The 21,735-nt window shown below is 67.7% G+C and carries 19 protein-coding genes; 11 read left to right on the top strand and 8 right to left on the bottom strand.

Annotated elements, in window-relative coordinates:
* From BLQ77_RS04610 to BLQ77_RS04600, 3 genes are read right to left on the bottom strand one after another with little or no spacing between them, the layout of a single operon-like run.
* Positions 1–2,085: a LodA/GoxA family CTQ-dependent oxidase gene (locus BLQ77_RS04610; RefSeq protein ID WP_089955982.1), complete on the bottom strand. Its 2,085-nt coding sequence runs from the start codon at positions 2,083–2,085 to the stop codon at positions 1–3.
* A 25-nt stretch (positions 2,086–2,110) separates the two neighbouring features.
* Positions 2,111–3,409: a hypothetical protein gene (locus BLQ77_RS04605; RefSeq protein WP_089955979.1), complete on the bottom strand. Its 1,299-nt coding sequence runs from the start codon at positions 3,407–3,409 to the stop codon at positions 2,111–2,113.
* A 51-nt stretch (positions 3,410–3,460) separates the two neighbouring features.
* A complete protein-coding gene (locus BLQ77_RS04600; protein WP_110476878.1) occupies positions 3,461–3,853 on the bottom strand; it encodes a thiosulfate oxidation carrier protein SoxY in 393 nt (130 codons plus the stop codon).
* Positions 3,854–4,296: 443 nt separating this feature from the next.
* On the opposite strand from BLQ77_RS04600, the gene BLQ77_RS04595 reads away from it, so the two are divergent.
* From BLQ77_RS04595 to BLQ77_RS04555, 9 genes are all read left to right on the top strand, one after another.
* Entirely contained in the window at positions 4,297–4,770 is a 474-nt protein-coding gene (locus BLQ77_RS04595; protein WP_089955972.1) for a MarR family winged helix-turn-helix transcriptional regulator, read from the top strand.
* A gap of 61 nt (positions 4,771–4,831) precedes the next feature.
* A complete protein-coding gene (locus tag BLQ77_RS04590) occupies positions 4,832–5,935 on the top strand; it encodes a C4-dicarboxylate TRAP transporter substrate-binding protein (protein ID WP_089955969.1) in 1,104 nt (367 codons plus the stop codon).
* Between the two features lie 69 nt (positions 5,936–6,004).
* Positions 6,005–6,544 carry a TRAP transporter small permease gene (locus BLQ77_RS04585; protein ID WP_089955965.1) on the top strand — a complete coding sequence of 180 codons (540 nt, stop codon included), beginning with the start codon at positions 6,005–6,007 and terminating at the stop codon, positions 6,542–6,544.
* Complete coding sequence (locus BLQ77_RS04580) at positions 6,544–7,824, top strand: TRAP transporter large permease (RefSeq protein WP_089955962.1); 1,281 nt, start codon at positions 6,544–6,546, stop codon at positions 7,822–7,824. The genes BLQ77_RS04585 and BLQ77_RS04580 overlap by 1 nt, the downstream gene beginning before the upstream one ends.
* Before the next feature lie 15 nt (positions 7,825–7,839).
* Positions 7,840–8,604 (top strand): SDR family NAD(P)-dependent oxidoreductase, encoded by a 765-nt coding sequence (locus BLQ77_RS04575; RefSeq protein WP_089955958.1) that lies wholly within the window; start codon positions 7,840–7,842, stop codon positions 8,602–8,604.
* Between the two features lie 8 nt (positions 8,605–8,612).
* A complete protein-coding gene (locus BLQ77_RS04570) occupies positions 8,613–9,383 on the top strand; it encodes a crotonase/enoyl-CoA hydratase family protein (RefSeq protein ID WP_089955954.1) in 771 nt (256 codons plus the stop codon).
* Between the two features lie 21 nt (positions 9,384–9,404).
* Complete coding sequence (locus BLQ77_RS04565; RefSeq protein ID WP_089955950.1) at positions 9,405–11,279, top strand: feruloyl-CoA synthase; 1,875 nt, start codon at positions 9,405–9,407, stop codon at positions 11,277–11,279.
* Between the two features lie 12 nt (positions 11,280–11,291).
* Positions 11,292–12,167, top strand: coding sequence for an amidohydrolase family protein (locus BLQ77_RS04560; protein ID WP_089955947.1), 876 nt, complete (start codon positions 11,292–11,294; stop codon positions 12,165–12,167).
* A gap of 16 nt (positions 12,168–12,183) precedes the next feature.
* Positions 12,184–13,671: an acyl-CoA dehydrogenase family protein gene (locus tag BLQ77_RS04555; RefSeq protein WP_089955943.1), complete on the top strand. Its 1,488-nt coding sequence runs from the start codon at positions 12,184–12,186 to the stop codon at positions 13,669–13,671.
* A gap of 17 nt (positions 13,672–13,688) precedes the next feature.
* Here the strand turns inward: BLQ77_RS04555 and BLQ77_RS04550 are convergent, their stop codons facing one another.
* The 5 genes from BLQ77_RS04550 to BLQ77_RS04530 form a co-directional block, all read right to left on the bottom strand.
* The gene (locus tag BLQ77_RS04550) at positions 13,689–15,008 is read right to left on the bottom strand and encodes an NAD(P)/FAD-dependent oxidoreductase (protein ID WP_089955939.1); all 1,320 of its coding nucleotides are present in this window, start codon (positions 15,006–15,008) and stop codon (positions 13,689–13,691) included.
* Positions 15,005–15,823, bottom strand: a complete 819-nt coding sequence (locus BLQ77_RS04545; RefSeq protein ID WP_008886758.1) for an ABC transporter permease — start codon at positions 15,821–15,823, stop codon at positions 15,005–15,007. The genes BLQ77_RS04550 and BLQ77_RS04545 overlap by 4 nt, the downstream gene beginning before the upstream one ends.
* Before the next feature lie 64 nt (positions 15,824–15,887).
* The gene (locus BLQ77_RS04540; RefSeq protein WP_089955936.1) at positions 15,888–16,781 is read right to left on the bottom strand and encodes an ABC transporter permease subunit; all 894 of its coding nucleotides are present in this window, start codon (positions 16,779–16,781) and stop codon (positions 15,888–15,890) included.
* Positions 16,782–16,785: 4 nt separating this feature from the next.
* Positions 16,786–18,204, bottom strand: coding sequence for an ABC transporter ATP-binding protein (locus BLQ77_RS04535; protein ID WP_089955933.1), 1,419 nt, complete (start codon positions 18,202–18,204; stop codon positions 16,786–16,788).
* Between the two features lie 71 nt (positions 18,205–18,275).
* Positions 18,276–19,361 (bottom strand): polyamine ABC transporter substrate-binding protein, encoded by a 1,086-nt coding sequence (locus tag BLQ77_RS04530; protein WP_040384765.1) that lies wholly within the window; start codon positions 19,359–19,361, stop codon positions 18,276–18,278.
* Positions 19,362–19,511: 150 nt separating this feature from the next.
* Here BLQ77_RS04530 and BLQ77_RS04525 point away from each other — a divergent pair, with 150 nt between their 5' ends.
* Both BLQ77_RS04525 and BLQ77_RS04520 read left to right on the top strand, forming a co-directional pair.
* A complete protein-coding gene (locus BLQ77_RS04525; protein WP_089955929.1) occupies positions 19,512–20,174 on the top strand; it encodes a GntR family transcriptional regulator in 663 nt (220 codons plus the stop codon).
* A 135-nt stretch (positions 20,175–20,309) separates the two neighbouring features.
* On the top strand, positions 20,310–21,710 hold the full coding sequence (locus BLQ77_RS04520; RefSeq protein ID WP_089955925.1) for an aspartate aminotransferase family protein: 1,401 nt from the start codon (positions 20,310–20,312) through the stop codon (positions 21,708–21,710).
* The last annotated feature ends 25 nt before the right edge of the window (positions 21,711–21,735 follow it).

The following is a 21,735-nucleotide window of genomic DNA, read 5'->3' as shown; positions in this document are numbered from 1 at the left end:
TCAGCCCGAGGGGTTGTCGGAGATGGTGTTCGGCCACGGGATCACCGGGTCGGCATCGTCCTCGAAGAGGCTCGCCACCTCGAGGTAGTAGTTGGTGGGATAGGAAGGATCGTAGCCCTCGATCGCCGGTCCCTGCATGACGACGCCGATCTTCTGCCAGTTCAGCAGGATGTTCTCGCGGTCCTGGAAGCGCCCGACGTTCTGCGCCGGGAAGGGGCCGGGCCCCGCGGGCGAGGGCTGCGCCTTGGTGCCTTCGCCGCGCACCGAGAACTTCTGCCGGGGCAGGGCGCCGCCGTTCGCGGCGAGGTCGTCGAAGGTGTAGACCGCCACCGGCCGCTGCGCGGGCCAGGACCAGAAGAGCGTGGTGTTGATGCCCTCGAACACGTGCGGGTCCTTGCGGCTGTTGACGTCGCCTCCGGGGTTGGGCTCGGGCAGGTGGGTAGCGCAAGAGTTGTAATCCGTGTGCCAGGGGATGGCCATGAACTTGCAGATGTCGCCAGGCTCGACCCCCGCCTGTCCCGGCCGCGTGGGGGTGTAGCCGACCCCGAGGAAGGGCGTCCCCGCCTGCGCGCTGCCGTAATCCAGCGGCGCCATGGCGATGCGGAACGGGCCGATGGCCGGGTTGGTCCAGTCGCTGTTGTAGAGCTCGGTGTCGCGCACGATGAAGGTGAGGTCGATGCCCGGGCTGAAGCGCCCGCCGAGGCAGTTCGCCAGCACCACCTTGTCCAGCCGTTCGCCCGGTCCCAGCGGCACCGGCGGGGTGGCGGTGAACTTCTTGTCGAACCACTGCATGACGAAGAAATACTGGCTGGTCGACAGCGTCAGGAAGGCCTTGCCCGCGTCCCCCAGCGACAGTGGCATCAGCGGCGAGCCGGTGGCGAAGTCGTTGCTGCCGTCGGGATCGGGGTTGGGGTTGCGGATCAGCGCCTTGACGTAGAGCCGGTTGCCGGGGTCGTCCTCGGGCGTGATGTTGTCGATGCTGTCATGCGCGGCGATGGCCGAGTCCGGCAGGTTGGTGTTCCACATCTGCAGCGAGGCGGCGCGGAAGACCGGGAAGATGTCCTCGTAGAAATCCGGCTGGTAGTCGGGCAGGTAGGCGCCGTTGGCGTAGATGCCCGGGTTGACGTCGAAATGCTCGATCCAGGTGTTGTAGATGTCGTCCCAGAGCGAGACGATGTTGAGCGTCTGCGGCGCATAGCCCGGGTCCGTCGCGACTGCCCAGGCGCTGCCCTCGAGCGGCACCTCGCTGCCGTCGTCGAGCACCAGCACCGCGGTCACCGGCCCGTCCGAGGTGTCGTCTAGCCAGCCGTCGTTGTTCACGTCGTGCATCAGCGGCAGGGCGTTGGCGCCGAAGCCGCAGGCCAGCCCGTGGCCGCCCAGAACCTCGAGCCGCCCCTTGCTGTCGGTGCGCAGTCCGCCCAGCGTGGTGATCGCCTCGCCAGAGGGGCAGACGAGGTCGGGAAAGGTCGCGGTGTCGGGGAACTGCTTGGGATAGTCCGGCAGCTCGGTCACCGCGCCGCCGACATAGGCCGAGGCCGGGGTCGCGGTGTCGAACTCGACGCTTGCGCCGGTGCCCTGGACGGTGCGGGGGCCGGCGTCGATCACCAGCTTCGCCAGCCGCTCCGGCGCCGAGGGGTCGTCGGCGCCGCCGAAGCCCGGGTTGCGGAGCGGGGGCAGGCCGCCGCCGGTGTAGGAGGCGATGCCCTCCTCGTCGACCTCGAGCCAGCAGTTGGCCTTCTTGTTGGCAAGGTGCACCGTCCAGATGATGTCGGTCACCGTGCGCCCGTCCGACAGCACCGTGCCGATGCCCACCGGCGTGCCGTCGCCCGAGGGGAAGCTGCCGAGCGGGGCGTCGTCGTATTCGAAGACGGTGAACCGCGCGGCCTGCCGCTTGAGCGCCCCGGCGCCGTCGCGCACGTCGGCGCTGGTGATGGTCTCTCCGTCGGTGTCGGGCCGGATCGGCAGGCCGCCGTTGAGGTCGGTGCCCTCCTGCGGCATGCCGGCCATGGTCTCGGGGCCGATGTAGTACTCGAGGCTGTTGCCGACGCGCGCGATGCCGATGGCCGGATGAATGCGAAATGTCATGGCATGTCTCTCCTTGCGTGTCCGGTCACTTGGCTTCGAGGTTCTGGACGTAGGCGTTCAGAAGGATGTGGCTGATGTTGAGGTTCTTGCCCGGCAGCGGCTGGTCCACGGCGTCGGGCGGGAAGACCATGTCGGTGCGGTGGCACGAGAAGCACTGGTCCTCGGAGCGCACCTTCTGGGTGAAGGTCTCGATCACCGAGTTGGACAGCTTCACCGAGCCGGTGATGATGCTGCCGTCCATCGCCATGTTGGGCTCGAGGGCGTCGACCTGGCTGAACCAGATCGCACCGGTTTCCATGTAGTTGCGCCAGACCGAGTCCGCCTCGAGCCCGGCATGCACGGTGCTGTTGAGGCTGCCGATGTTGGCGGAATTCTGGGTCGAGCCGCCGCCGAAGGGATACTGCCGGCAGACCTGCGTGACCGGCGACAGGGTCTGGGCGGCGGGATCGGTCAGGGTCAGGAAGGCGGCGTTGTTCTGGTTGCACTCACCGGCGGTGGTGCTGGCTGCGTAGAAGGTGAAATCCTGGCTGCTCACCGGGTCGTCGATGAGCTGGCCCAGCGAGAACTGCGGCGCGTTGTTGCGGTGCTCGAAGGTGGCCCAGATCGCCTCGGGGTGGCCCTTGACGATGCCGACCACGTGCAGGCCCACCAGTGCTACGGTGACCTCCTCGGTCTGGCCGGGGTCGGCGATGACGTTGCCCGCGGCGTCGGCGCTGAGCGTCTCGATGGTGGCGGGCATGGTGAAGAAGCCCGACGCGTCCTCGTCGGCGCCCATGATCTTCCACGCGGCCTTCAGCGTCACCGATCCGATCGGGTAGTTCTGGTCGGCGGGGGCGGCGAGCAGGTTGGCGGGGACGTTGTACTGGTTCTGGGTGACCACGAAATCGTAGTAGGTCTGGTTCACGTACATCGAGTAATAGACCGCCCGGCCGTTCTGATCGACGAGCAGCCCCAGCGAGCCCGCCTGTCCGACCTCGTCGAAGGTCTCGCCCATGTCGCTCTTGCGGGCGCGGGGCCGCAGCATCACCTCGTTGGGCTCGGTGTCGGGGACGCCGTCCACCACGTCCTGTGCCGGGATCAGGCTCAGGAAGCGCGGCATGCCGTCGTCGTCGTTCTGGGTGAGGAACAGGAAGGCCTGCCACGACCACAGGTGGAACGCGCAGTTGCTGTTGAAATCCGCGTTGTCGTCCGGCGGCGGTGTCTGCGCGTGGGGAAACCAGTCCGTGGGGGCGCTGCAATCGGTGCCCTGTTGCGCCTGGGCGGCGGGCACACCGAGAAAACCCGCAAGCAGGATGGCGGCGAGGCCGCCGGTACGAAATGTCATCTGGTCCCTCCCCCCGGATCGAGTCCGGACTCTCTTCTTCGTGGCTGCGCCTCAGCCGCTGGCGGCGGAGACGTGGCTGCGGGCATGGAGCATGGTGCCGTCGTCGAGACGGACCAGCGCCATGACGTTCTGTTCGCGGCCGAGGTCGAGCGGGCCGCTCATCTCGGCGCGGGGTGCGTCCGGATCGATGTCGAAGCTGGCCAGCAGCGGCTGGCGTTCGCCGAGCGCGAAGACCTGCACCGACCGCACCGGCGCCGGCGCGCTGGCGGGGTTCTCGAGCAGGACGCGGTAGCGCAGGCCGGTGCCGCCTGTCTCGGTGGTCAGCGTCAGCCGTATCGGCTCGGGCTCGGCCGCGAGAAACGGCACGGCGCCGGCGGTGCCGGCAAGGACGGTGGCGACAAGAAAGCCCCTCCGGTCCAGTGTCACTGCTGCTGTGCTGCGCATGATCCTCTCCCCCGACTCGTCCTGACACCGTGGATCGCGTGGATCCAGTTTCTCCCTAAGGTTGTCATTTCATGCTTGTTTACGCAAGGTAAATTGCGGGCGGTTTTGGCGAGTGGGGGCACTGGGCCCCGAGGGCGGGCTCTCGCAGATGCAGCATTTGGGTGCGGTGCAGAGCAGCTGAGTCCGGGGCGTTCCAAGGTGGAATCGAGGCGTCGGGCGCGGCGGAAAACGGGTGGAAAAGTTGACGCTTCGCCGGACGGATGCTTGGGAAGGGGCGGAGAGGCTCTCCGTTGAGCTTTTTATAATATATTTATCTTTCAGTATCTTAATTCAGAATTTTCCTCGGAATTGCTCTCGGAAAACGTTCCGAAATTACGCTCCTGAAAATACTTATTGACCATAACAATTATACCGAATACCAATTATCGCAGAGGAGGGACCGCATGCCGCAACTCGATAAAAGTCCGGACGACCGTGTGGGCCAGAATGTGGAGGACACGGTGCTTGGTGACCTGATCGGCTACCGCCTGAAGCGCGCCTACATGCAGATCCAGCCGGTGGCACAGCAGGTGCTCGCGGAGGACGGCCTCAGGGTGGTCAGCTTCTCCTGCCTGTCGATCATCACCGACAATCCCGGAATCGTTCAGACCGAACTCGCGGCGGCCTTGCAGATGGAGCGTTCGAACCTGGTCGTGATCATCGACGAGCTCGAGCAGTCCGGCTTCATCGCCCGCAAGAAGGTTCCCACGGACCGTCGGCGCTATGCGCTGACCGCCACGCTGCGCGGCCGCCGTCTGCGCGACCGGGCGGCCGACAAGATAAGGCAGGCCGAGGACACGATCGTCGGCTGTCTCGACAAGGAGGATCGCACCCGCCTCATGGCCGTTCTGGAACGGCTCGAGGACCAGCGGACGTGATAAGGAGGGTCGCGGTCCGTCCGGGTTCGGACGGGCGTGACGCAACACAGGGAGGAGACCCATGAAAACGCGCTTTGCCGCGAGCCTGCTCGCATGCTCGATTTCCGCCGTCGCGCTGACGGCCCAGGCGGACACCATCCGCGCCACCAGCGGCTTCGGCCCGAGCCACGCCATCGCCACCGACGTCTACCCGACGATCTTCGCCAAGCTCGAAGAGCTGACCGACGGGCGCTGGACCGGCATGGACACGCCCTCGGGGCTGGTCGCGCCGAACGAGATGTCCACCAGCCTGCGTGACGGCGTGACCGAATTCGGCCCACTGCTGATGCCCTATTTCGTCGCCGAGTACCCGGACAGCGTGCTGGTCTCCGAGCTGTCGATGCTGGGCTCCAGCGCCAAGGTCGTCTCGTCGGCGGTGACCGAGTACATCGTCACCTGCGAGCCCTGCCAGGCCGAGTTCACCCGCAACGGGCAGGTCTATCTCGGCTCCGATACCACGCCGCTCTACGACCTGCTGTCGACCAGGCCGGTGCGCACCCTCGACGACATGAAGGGCCTGAAGATCCGCAGCGGCTCGCCGTTCTACGCGGCCTTCATCGAAAGCACCGGCGGCGCGCCCGTGCAGATGCCCTCGAGCGAACTCTTCGAGTCGCTGAGCCAGGGCGTGATCGACGCCACCTTCAGCTCGCCGCACGAGATCATCGCAAACCGCCTTGGCGACGTGGTGGGCTACGTCACCGAGATCGAGCAGGGCGTGTTCAACGGCGCGGCCGTTGCCACCGCCGGCAAGATGCTCTGGGACCGCATGGACACCGCCGACCGCAAGGCGCTGGCCACTGCCTCGCAATACGGTCTGGCCGCGGGCCTCGCGGGCTTTGACGCCCAGATCGCCGAAGTGCGCGAACAGAAGCTCGTCGAGTTCATCGAGCCTGACCAGAGCCTCGTCGATGCCAAGGCCGCGTTCAACGAAGAGCGCCTCGCCAACGCCGCCAAGATCCTCGAAGAGCGCGGCGTGTCCGATGCCCAGTCCAAGATCGACCGCTACAAGGCGCTGATCGAGAAATGGGAAGGGCTCGTCACCCCCGACATGACGCCCGAGGCCCTGGGCGAGCTGCGCGCGCAGGAGATCTGGTCGCAGGTCGATTTCGCGACCTACGGCGGCTGAGTCACCGCCGGGCGCCCCGCCAACCCGGGGCGCTCACCCGCTTCACCCCGCAATTTCCCGGAGCATCGGATGCTGAAACCGATCGAAACCGCCGTGGCGCGGATCAGTATGGTATTGGGTGGCGTCGTGCTGCTGGCGATGATGCTGCAGGTCGTGATCGACGTCTTCATGCGCGCCTTCCTCGGCGCCGGCTTCCCCGCCACTGCCGATCTTGTCGGCAAGTATTACATGGTCGCGGTGAGCGTGCTGCCGTTGGCGATGACCGAGCTCAAGCGCCGCCACATCGAGGCGACGGTGTTCACCGAGAAGCTCACCGGCTGGCCGCTGCGCGCGGTGCTGCTGCTCGGGCTCACGGTCTTCGGCGCGGTGCTGGCCGTGCTGCTCTGGGGCTCCGCCGTGGAGGCAGTGAGCAAGACCGCCCGCCGCGTCTACGTCGAGGCCGGCACCATGCGCTTCCCGACATGGCCCAGCTACTGGATCCTGCCGGTGTCCTTCGGCCTCGCGCTGCTGGTCAACGTCATCCGCCTGATCGAACTCTTCACCGGGCGTTTCGCGGGCACCCAGCACGACCCGCTCGAAGAACTCGAATCCCTCAAGGAGAACGCGTGATGGATCCCGTCACCATCGGCATCCTGTCCCTTGCCGCGCTGCTCGGGCTGATCATGCTGCGCGTCCCGATCGCCGCCGCGCTGATCGGCGTGTCCTTCGTCGGCATCTGGGCCGTCGCCGGCTTCCGCCCGGCCTTCTCGATGCTCTCGACCATTCCCTACACCACCTCGGCCAGCTGGACGCTGTCGTCGATCCCGATGTTCCTGCTGATGGGCTACATCGCCTATCACTCGGGGCTGACCCGGGGCCTGTTCGAGGCCGCGCGGGTGTGGTGGGGCTGGCTGCCCGGCGGGCTCGCCATCGCCTCGCTGGCGGGGGCCTCGGGCTTCGCCGCGGTGTCGGGCTCGTCGGTGGCCTGTTCCGCCGCTATCGGCCGCATCGCGGTGCCCGAGATGGCGCGGCAGGGCTACGACCTGCGCATCGCCACCGGCTCGGTCGCCGCGGGCGGCACCATCGGGGCGCTGATCCCGCCGTCGATCATCCTGATCCTCTTCGGCATCCAGGCGCAGGTCTCGATCAACGACCTGTTCCTCGGCGGGCTCTTCGTCGGCCTCGCCTCGCTTATCTTCTACATCGGCGCGGTGCTGGTGGTGTGGTGGCGCAACCCCGCAGCCCTGCCGCCGGCCGAGCCCTACACCATGGGCGACCGCTGGAGGAAGACCGCCGAGATCTGGCCGGTGCTGCTGCTCATCGCGGCGGTCTTCGGCGGGCTGTTCTCGGGCTTCTTCACCGCCACCGAGGCCGGCGCCTTCGGCAGCTTCGCGGCGCTGCTCATCGGCGTGCTGCGCCGCTCGCTGAGCTGGGCCGACTTCAAGGAGAGCCTCGTCGACACGCTGCTCTCGTCGGGCGCGCTCTTCATCATCGCCATCGGCGCCAACCTCTTCACCCGCCTCGTGGCCATGTCGGGCCTGTCGATGCAGATGGGCGGTTTCGTGGAAAGCCTCGGGCTCGGGACCTTCGCGCTGCTGCTGGTGATCGTGCTGATCTACCTCGTGCTGGGCATGTTCCTCGAGCCGATCGGGGCGCTGCTGCTGACCCTGCCGCTGTTCCTGCCGATCCTCGCCCAGCACGGCGTCGACAAGCTGTGGTTCGGCCTGCTCGTCGCCAAGCTGCTCGAGATCGGGATGATCACGCCGCCGGTGGGGCTCAACGTCTTCGTCATACATTCGGTCGCCCGGGACTACGTGCGGCTGGAACAGGTCTTCGCCGGCATCGTGCCCTTCATCATCGCCGATCTGGCGCTGGTGGGCGGCATGCTCGCCCTGCGCGGCCTGATCTAGGGAAAGGAACGGATCATGGAGATTTCCGGACAGATCGCGCTGGTCACCGGCGCCGGCAGCGGCCTCGGCGAGGCCACCGCCCGGCGGCTGGCAGCGGCTGGCGCCAGGGTTGCGGTGGTGGACCGCGGCGCCGAGGCGGCGGAGCGCGTCGCGGACGAGATCGGCGGGCTGGCGATTGCGGTCGACGTTTCCGACAACGCCGCCGTCGAGGCCGCCTTCGCCGAGGTCGCGTCGAAGCTCGGGACCCCGCGCATCGTGGTCAACTGCGCCGGCATCGGCACCGCGGGGCGCATCCTGCCCCGCGACGGGGTGCTGCCCATCGAGGCCTTCGAGCGCACGCTCCGGGTCAACCTGCTGGGCAGCTACATCGTGCTCAGCCACGCCGCCAGGCTGATGTCCGCCGCCGAGCCGCTGGATGCGGACGGGGCGCGCGGGCTGATCGTGAACACCGCCTCGGTCGCTTACCAGGACGGCCAGATCGGGCAGGCGGCCTATGCCGCGTCCAAGGGCGGCATCGCCTCGCTGACGCTGCCCGCCGCGCGCGAGCTCGCCCGCTTCGGGATCCGCGTCATGACCATCGCGCCAGGGCTCTTCGAGACCGCCATGAGCGCCGGTCTCCCGCCCGAGGCGCGGACCGCGCTCGAGGCCGGGCTGCCCTTCCCCTCGCGCATGGGCAAGCCCGATGAATTCGCCCTGCTGGTGCAGCAGATCGTCGAAAACCCCCTGCTGAACGGTGAGGTGATCCGCCTCGACAGCGCCGTTCGCCTTGCGCCGAAATGAGGACTGACATGTTGAAAGGCACCTACACCGAGGCCCGCTACGACGAGCAGATCGCCGAGCTCGAGCTGGTCCGAGAGGACAAGCGCAACGCCATGTCCGACGGTCTCATGGCCGAGATCGAGCAGTTCTATTCTTCGCTTCCCAAGGACGTCCGCGTGGTGATCCTGCACGGTCGCGGCGGGCACTTCTGCTCGGGGCTCGACCTCGCCGAGCACGTGTCGCGCAGCGCCGAGGAGGGGGTCTACCACTCGCGCAACTGGCACCGCGTCATGGACATGATCCAGTTCGGCGGCGTCGTGACCATCAGCGCCATGACCGGCGCGGTGATCGGCGGGGGGCTCGAGATGGCGACCGCCACCCACGTGCGCATCGCCGAGCCATCGGTGATCTTCCAGCTTCCCGAAGGCCGCCGCGGCATCTTCGTGGGCGGCGGGGCGACGGTCCGGGTGGGCCGCATCCTCGGGCCGGACCGGATGGTCGAGATGATGCTCACCGGGCGCAAGTATGACGCCGAGGAGGGCCTGCGCCTCGGGCTCGCGCATTACAGCGTGGGCGAGGGCGAGGCGCTGCCGATGGCGCGCAAGCTTGCCTCCAGGATCGCCGCCAACGCGCCCATGTCCAACTACTTCATGATCAACGCGCTGACCCGCATCGGCGACATGTCCCGCTCGGACGGGCTCTTCACCGAGAGCCTCGCCGCGGCGCTCGTCCAGACCACGCCCGACGCCGAGGAGGGCCTGCGCGCCTTCCTCGAAAAGCGCAGCCCCGTGTTCCGCTGAGATCGCAGGGAGGGAGGAGCCATGAACACCCAGATCATCGAACGCGCGCCCAAGGACCCGACCGCCCGGGCCGACTGGGCCCGCCGTCACACGCTGACCCGCTACGTGCCGCACAAGGTGGTTCGCGAGGACCGCGCCGACGGCACCATCCTGCTGCGCTCGGGCTACGACCTGCCCGAGGCGGTCGCCAACACCGGCGTCTGGCTGCACGAATGGGCCGAGAAGGCGCCCTACCGCGTCGCCGTCTCGGAGCGGCCTGTCGAGGGGCCGGGCTGGCGCAACGTCACCTATCTCGAGCTGCTGCAGCAGGTCCGCGCCATCGCCTCGGCGCTGCTGGCACGGGGGCTGGGCGAGGGCGACACCATCGCCATGCTCTCGGGCAACGGGCTCGACCACCTGCTGGTCTCGCTCGCGGCGCAGTACATCGGCGTGCCGGTGGTGCCGCTGGCCGAGCAGTATTCGCTGATCCCCGAGGCTCATGGCCGGCTGATCTTCGTGCTCGACAAGGTGAAGCCCAAGCTCGCCTTCGTCGATGACGCCACCCGCTACGCCTCGGCGCTGGCCCTGCCGCAGCTCGCCGATGTCGAGGTGGTCGCCGCGCGCGGCGAGGCCGGGCGTCCGGTGACGCGGCTTTCCGAGCTGGTCCATGCCGAGGAGCGCCCCGATCTGGATGCCGTCCATGCCACGGTCGGCCCGGACACGCTGGCCAAGATCCTCTTCACCTCCGGCTCGAGCTCGGATCCCAAGGGCGTGCTGACCACGCACCGGATGATGTGCGTGAACCAGGTGCAGATGCAGGTGGCGCTTCCCTTCCTCATGGATCATGCGCCGCGCATCACTGACTGGCTGCCGTGGAACCACGTCTTCGGCGGCTCGCACAACGTCAACATGATGCTGGCCCATGGCGGCACCCTGACCATCGACAGCGGCAAGCCCACCGGCAGGGGCTTTGCCACCACGCTCAAAAACCGCACCGACCGGCCCGGCACGCTGGCCTTCAACGTGCCCGTGGGCTGGAACATGCTGGTCGACGCCATCAAGGACGACCCCGCCACGCAGGCGCATCTGTGCAAGGACCTGCAGCTGCTGTTCTACGCCGGCGCCTCGCTGCCGCAGGACGTGTGGGAGGCGCTCGAGCAGTTCTGTATCGACGCCCGCGGCGGTCTGCCGATGATGATCTCGAGCTGGGGCCTCACCGAGACCGCCCCCGCCTGCCTCATGGTGCACGAGCCCATCGGCCGCTCGGGCGTGATCGGCGTGCCGCTGCCCGGCGTCGAGGTGAAGCTTATCCCCGACGAGGACATGCGCTGCGAGGTGCGCGTCAAGGGGCCGAACGTGATGACCGGCTACTTCAACGACCCCGCCAGGACCGCCGAGGCCTTCGACGACGAGGGGTTCTTCATCACCGGCGATGCGGTGCGCTTCGTCGATCCGGACGATGCCGACCGTGGACTGGTGTTCGACGGCCGCGTGTCCGAGGACTTCAAGCTCGACACCGGGACCTGGGTGCAGGCGGGCAACCTGCGCATGACCGCGCTCAAGGAGCTCGCCGGGCTGGCGCAGGACGTGGTGATCTGCGGCCATGACCGGGGCGAGGTGGGGCTCTTCATCTTCCCCGTGCCCGGGGCCGCCGCGTCGGGCGAGGTCACGCAGGGCGCCGTCACCGACACCGCGCTGATGACGCGGGTCGAACTGCGCCTGCGCGAGATGAACGCGCATGTGACGGGCTCGGCCAAGCGCATCACCCGCGCCATGGTGCTGGCCGAGCCGCCGTCGCTCGAACACCACGAGATCACCGACAAGGGCTCGCTCAACATCAAGAAGATCCTGACCCGCCGGGCGGAGCTTCTCGAGCGGCTCTACGACAACGAAGATCCGGCGCTGATCCGCGTCTGAGGAGGACACCAGATGATCGACTTCGCCAAGATCCGCGCGATCGACTTCCACACCCATGCCGAGGAGGCGTGCGGCTGTCACGCCGATGACGGCTACGACGAGCTGCAGTCCACCATGGCCAAGTACTTCGGCGCGCCGTGGTCGCATCCGCCGACCATCGACGTCACCGCCGCGCATTACCGCGAGAAGAACATCGCCGCGGTGATCTTCCCGGTCGATAGCGAGCGCGAGACCGGCTACCGGCGCTACGACAACTACGAGGTCGCCGACGCCTGCGCCAAGAACAGCGACATCCTGATCCCCTTCGCCTCGATCGACCCGGCGAAGGGCAGGCTCGGTGCGCGCGAGGCCCGCGACCTCGTGCAGAACCACGGCATCAAGGGGTTCAAGTTCCACCCGACCATGCAGGGGTTCTACCCCAACGACCGCATGGCCTACCCGCTTTACGAGGCCATCGCCGAGGCCGGGGTGCCGGCGCTCTTCCACACCGGGCAGACCGGCGTTGGCTCGGGGATGCGCGGCGGCAACGGCATGCGGCTGAAGTATTCGAACCCGATGTTCATGGACGATCTGGCAGTGGATTTCCCCGACATGCCGATCATCCTCGCGCATCCGTCCTTCCCATGGCAGGAAGAGGCGCTCTCGGTCGCGCAGCACAAGCCCAACGTCTACATCGACCTCAGCGGCTGGTCGCCCAAGTACTTCCCCAAGATCCTCGTGCAATACGCCAACACGATCCTGAAGAAAAAGATGCTCTTCGGGTCCGACTGGCCGATGATCGCGCCCGAGAAGTGGCTCGACGCCTTCGACAAGGCCGAGTTCCGCGACGAGGTGCGGCCGCTCATCCTCAAGGACAACGCGATGCGCCTCCTGGGCATCGAGAGCTGACCGGAGGCGCCGCGCGATGATCCCCTTTCAAGCCCCGCTCGACGACATCTTCCACAGCCTCCGGACCTTTGCCGGCGAGGTGCCCGGATGGGACCCCGAGCTTTCGCAGGAGGTGGCGGGCCATTTCGCCGCCTTCGCCGAGGGCGTGCTGGCGCCGCTCAATGGGCCAGGCGACCGCGAGGGCTGCCGGCTCGAAAACGGGCGGGTGCGGATGCCCGAGGGCTTCGGTGCCGCCTATGCCGAACTGGCCGAGAGCGGCTGGCAGGGGCTCACGGCGCCCGAGGCTTTCGGCGGTCAGGAGCTCGACCACCTGACCGCGGCGGCGGTGTCCGAGATCTTCTCGGGCGCCAACCATTCGCTGCAGATGGTGACCAACCTCGTGCCGGGCGCGGTCTCGACGCTGCTGGTGCACGGCACCCCGGCGCAGCAGGAGGCCTACATCCCGAAGCTTGCCTCGGGGGCGTGGCTTTCCACCATGTGCCTGACCGAGGCGGGGGCGGGCTCGGACCTGTCGCGGATCCGCTGCCGGGCGGTGCGCGACGGCGAGAGCTGGCGCATCGAGGGGCAGAAGATCTTCATCTCGGGCGGTGACCAGGACCTGTCCGAGGGCATCCTGCATCTAGTGCTGGCGCGCACCGGGGCGCCCGAGGACGGGGTGAAGGGGCTGTCGCTGTTCCTCTGCCCCTCGGAGCGCGACGGGGTGCGCAACGCCATCACCGTCACCCGGATCGAGGAGAAGCTCGGCCTGCACGCCTCGCCCACCTGCCAGATGGAGTTCGACGGTGCCAGCGCCGAGCTGGTGGGCGCCGAGGGGCGTGGGCTTGCGGCGATGTTCACCATGATGAACCACGCGCGGCTCGACGTGTCGCTGCAGGGCGTGGCCCACGCGGCGCGGGCCCATGCCATCGCCGCGGCCTATGCCGCCGAGCGTCGGCAGGGGCGCCAGCCCGACGGGTCCGACGCGATGCTCGCCGATCACCCGGACGTGCAGCGGATGCTGGCCGAGCAGCAGGACGCCGCCCGCGTGGCGCGCGCCATGTGCCACATCGCGCTGGGCGAGCTCGAACGCGGCGACGCCCCGGCGCTGGTCGAGTTCCTGACGCCGCTCTGCAAGATCTGGTGCACCGAGGCAGGGCTGCGGGCGGCGGATCTGGGGATCCAGATCCTTGGCGGCTATGGCTATCTCGAGGAATACGGCGTGGCACAGATCTGGCGGGATGCGCGGATCACCACGATCTACGAGGGCGCCAACGGCATCCATTGCCAGACCCTTGCCTCGCGCGGGGTCCGCTTTGCCGAGGGCGCGGCGATCGAGGCCTTCGCGGCGCTGATCGCCCGGCTGGCACCGGAGGACATGGCCCTGGCCGAGCGCAGCGCGGCGTGGCAGGCGCGGGCGCGCGAACTGGCGGGCCTCGCGGACGTGCGGGTGCTGGCGCATGACTTCGCGGTCGCGACCGGCGCGCTGTTGGCCGATGCGATCCGGGTGAGGCTGGCGCGGGGCTGAGCCCCGCCGTCAGGGCCTCAGAGGTCGAGCAGCGAGGCCGCCGCATAGGCCGGCGCCAGCATGGCGCGGCGGTGGCGGTCCAGCGGGAAGCGCCGGGGCGGTGTGCTCATCGCCTCGGGCAGAAGCGCGCGCGGCGCCCGGTCCCGCACGAGGTCGGCAAGCAGCATGCCGGTGTGGCTTGCCATGGCGACTCCGTTGCCGTGGTAGCCCATCCCCGCGAACAGCCCCGGCTGGTCGGGCACTGGCCCGGCAAAGGGCGTGAGACTTGCCATGATACAGACCAGCCCCGCCCATTCGTGGCTCAGCCGGACATCGCGCCAGCCCGGGAACATCTCGGCGAAATCGCCTCGGATCTTGCGTGAGATCGAGGCCTGCGCCCGCGGCGTTGCGGTTAGCCCGCCGCGCATCCCGAACAGGAAGCGGTTGTCGGGCATCAGGCGGAAGTAGTGCAGCAGGACGCGGGTGTCGTAGGCCATCTGATACGATGTCCAGCCCTGCGCCGCCCGCTGCGCCTCGGTGAGCGGCTCGGTGACGATCACGCTCGACTGCACCGGCAGGTAGCGGGCGCGCAGCCAGTCGGGCACATCCTCGGAGGAATAGCCGTTGGTGGCAAGGATCACCCGGTCGGCGGTGAGCGTGCCGTGCGGCGTCGAGAGCATCCACTTGCCGTCCCGCCGCAGCGCCGTGACCGGGCTGTGGCCGTGCAGGGTGGCCCCGGCGGCGCGGGCCGCGCGGGCGAGCCCGGCGTGGTACTTGCGCGGGTTCAGGGCAAAGCCCACAGGAATGGTGACGGCGCCGAAGAACGGCCCGCCGAGCCCCTCGGCTGCCATCTCCTCCATCTCGAGCAGGCGCGGGGTCACGCCGTATTCGGATTCGATCTCGTCGAGCCCCGCCTTCAGCTTGCCGAAGGCGCGCGCGCTGTGGGCGATCAGCGTCTCGCCCTCGGAATGGGTGTCGGCCTCGATCCCGTGATCGGCGATAAGTCCGGCCACGGTCTCGATGGCCGCCTTCTCGGTGGCGCGCCACGCCATCAGCCCTTCCGGGCCATACTGGCGTCGCAGCTGGCCGCTGGTCGCCTTGGACCCGCCGAGACAGCAGAACCCGCCGTTGCGGCCCGAGGCGCCGTAACCTGCGTGCTCGGCCTCGAGCACGGTGACGCCCGTGCCCTCCTGCGCGAGGTGCAGCGCGGCCGATAGGCCGGTGTAGCCGCCGCCGATGACGGCGACCTCGGTGCTGCGGTCTCCGGGCAGGGCCGGCCAGTCGTCGGGCGGCACCGTATTGGCCCACCAGCAGGCGCCCTGCGGCCCGTAGGCCGGCGCTTCGTAGATGCGTTTCATTCGGTTCGGGCAGCCGCCTGTTCGTCGCGGGCCTGCGCCACTGCCGCGCGCTTGGTGATGACCGAGGCGGTGATGACGCCCACGGTGACGATGCCGATGAGGATCGTCGACAGCGCGTTGATCTGCGGGCTCACCCCGAGCCGCACCGCCGAGAAGATCTTGATCGGCAGGGTCGTGGCCGATGGGCCGGTGGTGAAGCTGGCGATCACGAGGTCGTCGAGCGACAGGGTGAACGCAAGCAGCCAGCCCGAGATCACCGCCGGTGCGATGATCGGCAGGGTGACCAGCCGGAACGCCTCGAAGGGCGAGCAGCCGAGGTCGAGCGCGGCCTCCTCCAGCGAGCGGTCGAAGCTGGTGAGCCGCGACGACACCACCACAGAGACGTAGCACATCGAGAAGGTGGTGTGGGCGAGCACGATGGTGAACACGCCCCGGTCAAGCCCGATGCCGATGAAGAGCAGCAGCAGCGACAGGCCGGTGATGACCTCTGGCATGACCAGCGGCGCGTAGATCATCCCCGAGAACAGGGTGCGGCCGTGAAACCGGCCCGCGCGCACCAGCACGTAGGCCGCCATGGTGCCGAGCAGCGTTGCGAGCGTCGACGAGAAGACGCCCACCTTGAGCGTGACCCATGCGGCGTCGAGGAAGGCCTCGTCGCGCAGGAGTTCGCCGTACCACTTGGTCGAGAAGCCCGCCCAGACGGTGACCAGACGGCTTTCGTTGAAGCTGTAGATCACCAGCAGGACCATGGGCAGGTAGAGGAAGGCGAAGCCGATCGTCAGCGAGGTGGCGTTGAACCAGGAGAAGCGTCTCATCGGCGTGCTCCCGTTCCGGTGGCGGCGCGGGCGAGGGCATTGGGAAGGGGGAAGCTGCGCATGGTCATTGGCCCTCGGCCTCTCGGGCTTTCTGTTCGTTGCGCTGGAAGAGCACGATCGGGATGATCAGGATCAGCAGCAGGATCACCGCCACCGCCGAGGCCACCGGCCAATCGCGGTTGTTGAAGAACTCTTCCCAGAGCACCTTGCCGATCATCAGCGTCTCGGACCCGCCGAGCAGCGAGGGGATGACGAACTCGCCCAGTGCCGGGATGAAGACGAGGAAGCAGCCGGCAATGATGCCGTTCTTCGACAGCGGCCAGGTCACCAGCCAGAAGGCGGCGAGTTTCGAGCAGCCGAGGTCCTCTGCCGCCTCGATCAGGCTCTCGTCCATCTTCTCGAGCGCCGAGTAGATCGGCAGCACCATGAAGGGCAGGTACGTGTAGACGATGCCGACATAGACCGCCCTGGGGGTGTTCATGATCATCAGCGGCTCGTCGATGATCCCGGTCCAGAGCAGGAAACTGTTGAGCACGCCCTCGGTCGAGAGGATGCCCATCCACGAGTAGACGCGGATCAGGAACGAGGTCCAGAACGGCAGGATGACCAGCATCAGCAGCGTCGGGCGCCACTCGTCGGGCGCGCGGGCCATGCCGTAGGCCAGCGGGTAGCCGACGCAGAGGGTGATGAGCGTCGACAGTCCCGCGATCTTCACCGAGCTGAGGTAAGACTTCCAGTAGAGGCTGTCGGTGGTCAGGAAGACGAAGTTCTCGAAGTCGAGCTCCGAGAAGAAGGCCTTGATCCCGTCCCAGCCGGTCGAGAGGTCGAGCTGCGGCATGTAGGGCGGGCGCGCCAGTGCCACGTCCGACAGCGAGATCTTGAGCACGATCAGGAACGGGACGAGGAAGAGGAGCAGCAGCCAGATGTAGGGAACGGCGATGAGGAACGCGCGACGCATCGGGCTACTCCTCGAGCACGACGCCGGCGGTTTCCGTGAAACCGATCCAGACCTCGTCCTCCCAGGTGATGTGCCGGTTCGAAAGGCGGCGGGCGTTGACCATCTGCGCCTTGATCATCAGCCCGCTGCGCAGCTCGACGTGGTAGGTCGAGATGTTGCCGAGATAGGCGATGTCGATGACCTTGCCCGGCAGCACGTTGGGGCGCTGGGGCTTGTCGAGGTCGATGGTGACCTTCTCGGGCCGGATCGACAGCGTGACCGGCTTGCCGTCGGTGTCCGGATCGCCGTTGGCGGCGATGATCGGCGGCTGGCCCTCGGCCCAGTCGATGAAGATGCCGCCGGGCTTGATGGCGGGTTCCGCCGGCGCGACCGGGGCAGGGGGCGGAGGCGGTGGCGGCGCCTTGTGCGCGGCTGCGAGCTCTTCCGGGCTCGGCGGCGGCAGCTGGCGCGGCGCGCTCTCGCGGTGGCCGAGGAGGCGGGCGAAGACCTTCTGGTAGAGCCATTCGCCGCGGGCGTTGGGGGCGGGCAGGCGGGCGTCGGTCACCACCGGCGTCGCGGGCTCGGCCGGCTGCGGCGCGGGCGCCGGGGTCTCGTCGACGGCGGGGGCCTCGGGCGCCGGGGCAGGTGCGGGCTCGTCCGGGCGCACGCGAGCCTTGCCCTCGATCAGGTTCACGTCGCCGATGAAATCCGCCACGTAGACCGAGTTCGGCGCCTCGTAGATCACGTCGGGGGTGTCGACCTGCACGAGGCGGCCCTCGTCCATCACCGCGATGCGGGAGGCGACGGTCATCGCCTCTTCCTGGTCGTGGGTCACGATCACGAAGGTGGTGCCGGTCTTTTCCTGGATGTCCATGAGCTCGAACTGCGTCTCCTCGCGGAGCTTGCGGTCGAGCGCGCCGAGCGGCTCGTCGAGCAGCAAGAGCTTCGGCGCCTTGGCGAGCGAGCGGGCCAGTGCCACGCGCTGGCGCTGGCCGCCGGAGATCTGGTGTGGCTTGCGGCGGGCGAACTTGCTGAGCCGGGTCAGGCGCAGCATCTCCTCGACGCGCTCCTCGACGAAGGCCTTGTCGCGGCTCTCGCGCCGGAGCCCGAAGGCGATGTTGTCCCAGACGGACAGGTGCGGGAACAGCGCGTAGCTTTGGAACATCATGTTCACCGGGCGCTTGTTCGGGGGCACGTCCGAGATGTCCTGGCCGCCGAGCAGGATGCTCCCGCTGGTCACCGACTCGAACCCGGCGAGCATCCGCATCATCGTGGTCTTGCCGCATCCGGACGGGCCGAGGAGGGCGAAGAACTCGCGCTCGTAGATCTTGAGCGACAGATTGTCGATGGCGGTGAAGTCGCCGAAACTCTTGGTCACGTTGCGGAACTCGATCAGTGGTTTCTGATCGGTGTCCGTCCATGGGGCAAAGACGGTCTGGGCCATGCGGGATCGGATCCTGTCAGGTCAAAACGCCCGCGCCGGATCTCCGGCGCGGGCTGTCATCGGGTCGCGGCTCAGGTGCCGGACTTGATCTTGGTCCAGAGGCGGGTGACCTCGCGCTGGACCTTCGGATCCCACGGAGTCGTGGTGAAGGTGTTCTCCATCGCCTCGGGCGTCGGATAGATCGCCGGATCGCCGATCACGTCCTCGGCGAGGAATTCCTGCGAGGCGAGGTTGCCGTTGGCGTAGTAGACGTAGTTCGATGCCGCCGCCATGTTCTCGGCGTCCATGATGAAGTTCAGGAACTTGTGGGCGGCGTCCGGGTTCGGCGCGTCGACCGGGATGGCCATCATGTCGAACCACATCTGCGCGCCCTCGTCGGGGGCGTAGTAGGAGATCTCGACACCGTTGTCGGCCTCGGCCGCACGGTCGCGGGCCTGCAGGATGTCTCCGGACCAGCCGACCGCGACGCAGATGTCGCCATTGGCCAGCGCGTTGATGTACTCCGAGCTGTTGAACTTCTGGATGTAGGGGCGGATCGGGTCGTAGACCGCCTCGGCCTTGGCGATGACCTCGGGGTCATGGCTGTCGGGATCCTCGCCGATGTAGTTCAGCGCGGCCGGGATCATCTCGGACGGCGCGTCGAGGAACATCACGCCGCAGGAGGCGAGCTTTTCCATGTTCTCGGCCTTGAACACGAGATCCCACGAGGTCACGGGCGCGTCTTCGCCGAGCACTTCCTTGACCTTGGCCTCGTTCACGCCAAGCCCGGTGGTGCCCCACATGTAGTTGATGGCGTATTCGTTGCCGGGGTCGTATTTCGAGGTCCGCTCCGAGATCACGTCCCACATGTTCTCGATGTTCGGCAGCTTCGACTTGTCGAGCGGCTGGAAGGCGCCGGCCATGATCTGACGCTGCAGGAAGGTGCCGGTCGGCACCACGACGTCGTAGCCCGAGCCGCCCGCGAGCATCTTGGTCTCGAGGACCTCGTTGCTGTCGAACACGTCGTAGATCAGGTCGATCCCGGTTTCTTCCTCGAACTTGGCCAGCAGGCTCTCGTCGATGTAGTCGGACCAGTTGTAGACGCGGACTTCCTCGGCCTGGGCCATTCCGGCCGACAGTGCGAGGATCGCGGTGAAACTCAGAAGGGGTTTCTTCATCATGTGCTCCCGTTGGACAGGGGGTCTTGTCGCCCCGTGGCCTTTGGATTTGATCAAATGTTGCGGCGCATGGCAACATGCGAGATGTTTTCATGGCCCGCCTGAGCGTGCAAGATGGGTTCGCGGGCGGTTTGGTCAAACGGGAGGCAGATGGTGAACATGCGAGCAGACGGTGCGGGACTGCCGACCCACGAGGTCGTCTACCGCCAGTTGCGGGACATGATTCTGTTCGGCGAGCTGGAGCCGGGACAGCCGGTCACGATCCAGGGTCTGGTCGAACGGCTCGAGGTCGGAATGACCCCTGTACGCGAGGCGTTACGCCGGCTCATCGCCGAGGGCGCGCTGGTGTTTCAGGGCAATCGCCGGATCATCGTGCCGGTGCTCGGCGTGGCCTCGGTCGAGGAGCTGACGCTGGCCCGCGTGGCGCTCGAGCCGCAGCTTGCCCGCAGGGCGGCATTGCGTTGTCAGGGCGGCGAGGTGCAGCGGCTGCGCGAGACCGACACGCGGCTCGACGCGGCCATCTCCAAGGGCGACGTGCACGGCTACCTCGTGGAGAATCACCAGTTTCACGCCGAACTGAACGCGGTGGCCGCGGCGCCGATTCTCACCGACCTCGTCGAGGGGCTGTGGCTGCGCTTCGGGCCGTCGCTGCGGGTGGTCTGCGGCCAGTTCGGCACGCGCAACCTGCCGGACCAGCACAAGGCGATCCTGTCGGCGCTCGAGGCCGGCGATGCCGACGCCGCGGCAAAGGCCATGGAGCAGGACGTCCGTCAGGGCATGGACCAGATCTCGGCGGCGCTGCGGGCGGTGTGACGATCGCCTCCGGCGCGCTGCCGTAACGTCCGCCCCGACGCGGCGACCGGGCCGTGAGTGAGCGATTCGATTGACAGCAAATAATTTGATCATATTCTGCCGCGCAAACCCCTCGACGATTCAGGAGACGCGGCCATGACGCTCATTTCCACCAACACCCCGACCGCCGAATTGCAGGCGCTCGACGCCGCTCACCACGTGCACCCGTTCACCACCGGGGCCGATCTGGCCAAGAAGGGCGCGCGGGTGATCACCCGTGCCGAGGGCTCGTGGCTCACCGACAGCGAGGGCGAGCGCATCCTCGACGGCATGGCGGGGCTCTGGTGCGTGAACATCGGCTACGGCCGCAAGGAGCTTGCCGCGGCGGCCTCGCGCCAGATGGAGGAGCTGCCCTATTACAACACGTTCTTCCAGACGACTCACGTCCCGGCGATCCAGCTCTCGGCCCGCATCGCCGAGCTTGCGCCGGGCAACCTGAACCACGTGTTCTATGCCTCGTCCGGGTCCGAGGCCAACGACACCAACATCCGCCTCGTGCGCACCTACTGGGCCGAGAAGGGCCAGCCCGAGCGTCAGGTCATCATCTCGCGCTGGAACGCCTACCACGGCTCGTCGCTGGGCTCGATGTCGCTCGGCGGCATGAAGGGCATGCACGGGCAGGGCGGCGTGGTGCCGGGCGTGCACCACATCGACCAGCCCAACTGGTGGGCCGAGGGCGGCGACATGAGCCCCGAGGAGTTCGGGCTGGAGCGCGCGCGCCAGCTCGAGGCCGCCATCGAGGAGATCGGCCCCGAGAAGGTCGCGGCCTTCATCGCCGAGCCGGTGCAGGGCGCCGGCGGCGTGATCATCCCGCCCGAGACCTACTGGCCCGAGATTGAGCGCATCGTGAAGAAATACGGCATCCTGCTGATCGCCGATGAGGTGATCTGCGGCTTCGGCCGGACCGGCAACTGGTTCGGCTCGCAGACCATGGGGATCACGCCGGACATCATGACCATCGCCAAGGGCCTGTCCTCGGGCTACCAGCCGATCGGCGGCTCGGTGCTGTCCGACGAGGTGGCAGAGGTGATCTCGGGCACCGAGTTCAACCACGGCTACACCTATTCGGGTCACCCGGTGGCCTGCGCCGTGGCGCTAGAGAACCTGCGCATCCTCGACGAGGAAGGCATCGTCGAGAAGGTCCGCGAAGAGACCGGCCCCTATCTCAAGCAGAAGTTCGAGAGCCTGACCGAGCATCCGCTGGTGGGCGAGGCCAAGATCGTGGGCTTCATGGGCTCCATCGCGCTGACCCCGGACAAGGCCAGCCGTGCGGCCTTTGCCTCGGAGGCGGGCACCGTGGGCTACATCTGCCGCGAGCGCTGCTTCGCCAACAACCTAGTGATGCGCCACGTCGGCGACCGCATGATCATCTCGCCGCCGCTGGTTCTGACCCGGGAAGAGATCGACGTGCTGATCGCGCGCGCCTGGAAATCGCTCGACGAATGCCACGCCCGGCTCAAGGCCGAGGGGCTGATGGTCGCAGCCAGCCGCTCCTGACCCGGATTGCGCGGCGCCCGGCAAG

It is taken from the genome of Salipiger thiooxidans (assembly GCF_900102075.1).
GTDB classification, from domain to species: domain Bacteria; phylum Pseudomonadota; class Alphaproteobacteria; order Rhodobacterales; family Rhodobacteraceae; genus Salipiger; species Salipiger thiooxidans.
The sequence above is the reverse complement of the archived record's forward strand: the minus strand, read 5'-3'. Positions and strand labels throughout refer to the sequence as shown.

Coding starts and splice junctions, on each gene's coding strand:
- BLQ77_RS04565 (WP_089955950.1), top strand. CDS start 9,405: ATGAACACCCAGATCATCGAACGCGCGCCCAAGGACCCGACCGCCCGG.
- BLQ77_RS04580 (WP_089955962.1), top strand. CDS start 6,544: ATGGATCCCGTCACCATCGGCATCCTGTCCCTTGCCGCGCTGCTCGGG.
- BLQ77_RS04575 (WP_089955958.1), top strand. CDS start 7,840: ATGGAGATTTCCGGACAGATCGCGCTGGTCACCGGCGCCGGCAGCGGC.
- BLQ77_RS04560 (WP_089955947.1), top strand. CDS start 11,292: ATGATCGACTTCGCCAAGATCCGCGCGATCGACTTCCACACCCATGCC.
- BLQ77_RS04570 (WP_089955954.1), top strand. CDS start 8,613: ATGTTGAAAGGCACCTACACCGAGGCCCGCTACGACGAGCAGATCGCC.
- BLQ77_RS04610 (WP_089955982.1), bottom strand. CDS start 2,085: ATGACATTTCGCATTCATCCGGCCATCGGCATCGCGCGCGTCGGCAAC.
- BLQ77_RS04590 (WP_089955969.1), top strand. CDS start 4,832: ATGAAAACGCGCTTTGCCGCGAGCCTGCTCGCATGCTCGATTTCCGCC.
- BLQ77_RS04530 (WP_040384765.1), bottom strand. CDS start 19,361: ATGAAGAAACCCCTTCTGAGTTTCACCGCGATCCTCGCACTGTCGGCC.
- BLQ77_RS04600 (WP_110476878.1), bottom strand. CDS start 3,853: ATGCGCAGCACAGCAGCAGTGACACTGGACCGGAGGGGCTTTCTTGTC.
- BLQ77_RS04585 (WP_089955965.1), top strand. CDS start 6,005: ATGCTGAAACCGATCGAAACCGCCGTGGCGCGGATCAGTATGGTATTG.
- BLQ77_RS04550 (WP_089955939.1), bottom strand. CDS start 15,008: ATGAAACGCATCTACGAAGCGCCGGCCTACGGGCCGCAGGGCGCCTGC.
- BLQ77_RS04545 (WP_008886758.1), bottom strand. CDS start 15,823: ATGAGACGCTTCTCCTGGTTCAACGCCACCTCGCTGACGATCGGCTTC.
- BLQ77_RS04595 (WP_089955972.1), top strand. CDS start 4,297: ATGCCGCAACTCGATAAAAGTCCGGACGACCGTGTGGGCCAGAATGTG.
- BLQ77_RS04540 (WP_089955936.1), bottom strand. CDS start 16,781: ATGCGTCGCGCGTTCCTCATCGCCGTTCCCTACATCTGGCTGCTGCTC.
- BLQ77_RS04535 (WP_089955933.1), bottom strand. CDS start 18,204: ATGGCCCAGACCGTCTTTGCCCCATGGACGGACACCGATCAGAAACCA.
- BLQ77_RS04555 (WP_089955943.1), top strand. CDS start 12,184: ATGATCCCCTTTCAAGCCCCGCTCGACGACATCTTCCACAGCCTCCGG.
- BLQ77_RS04520 (WP_089955925.1), top strand. CDS start 20,310: ATGACGCTCATTTCCACCAACACCCCGACCGCCGAATTGCAGGCGCTC.
- BLQ77_RS04525 (WP_089955929.1), top strand. CDS start 19,512: ATGGTGAACATGCGAGCAGACGGTGCGGGACTGCCGACCCACGAGGTC.
- BLQ77_RS04605 (WP_089955979.1), bottom strand. CDS start 3,409: ATGACATTTCGTACCGGCGGCCTCGCCGCCATCCTGCTTGCGGGTTTT.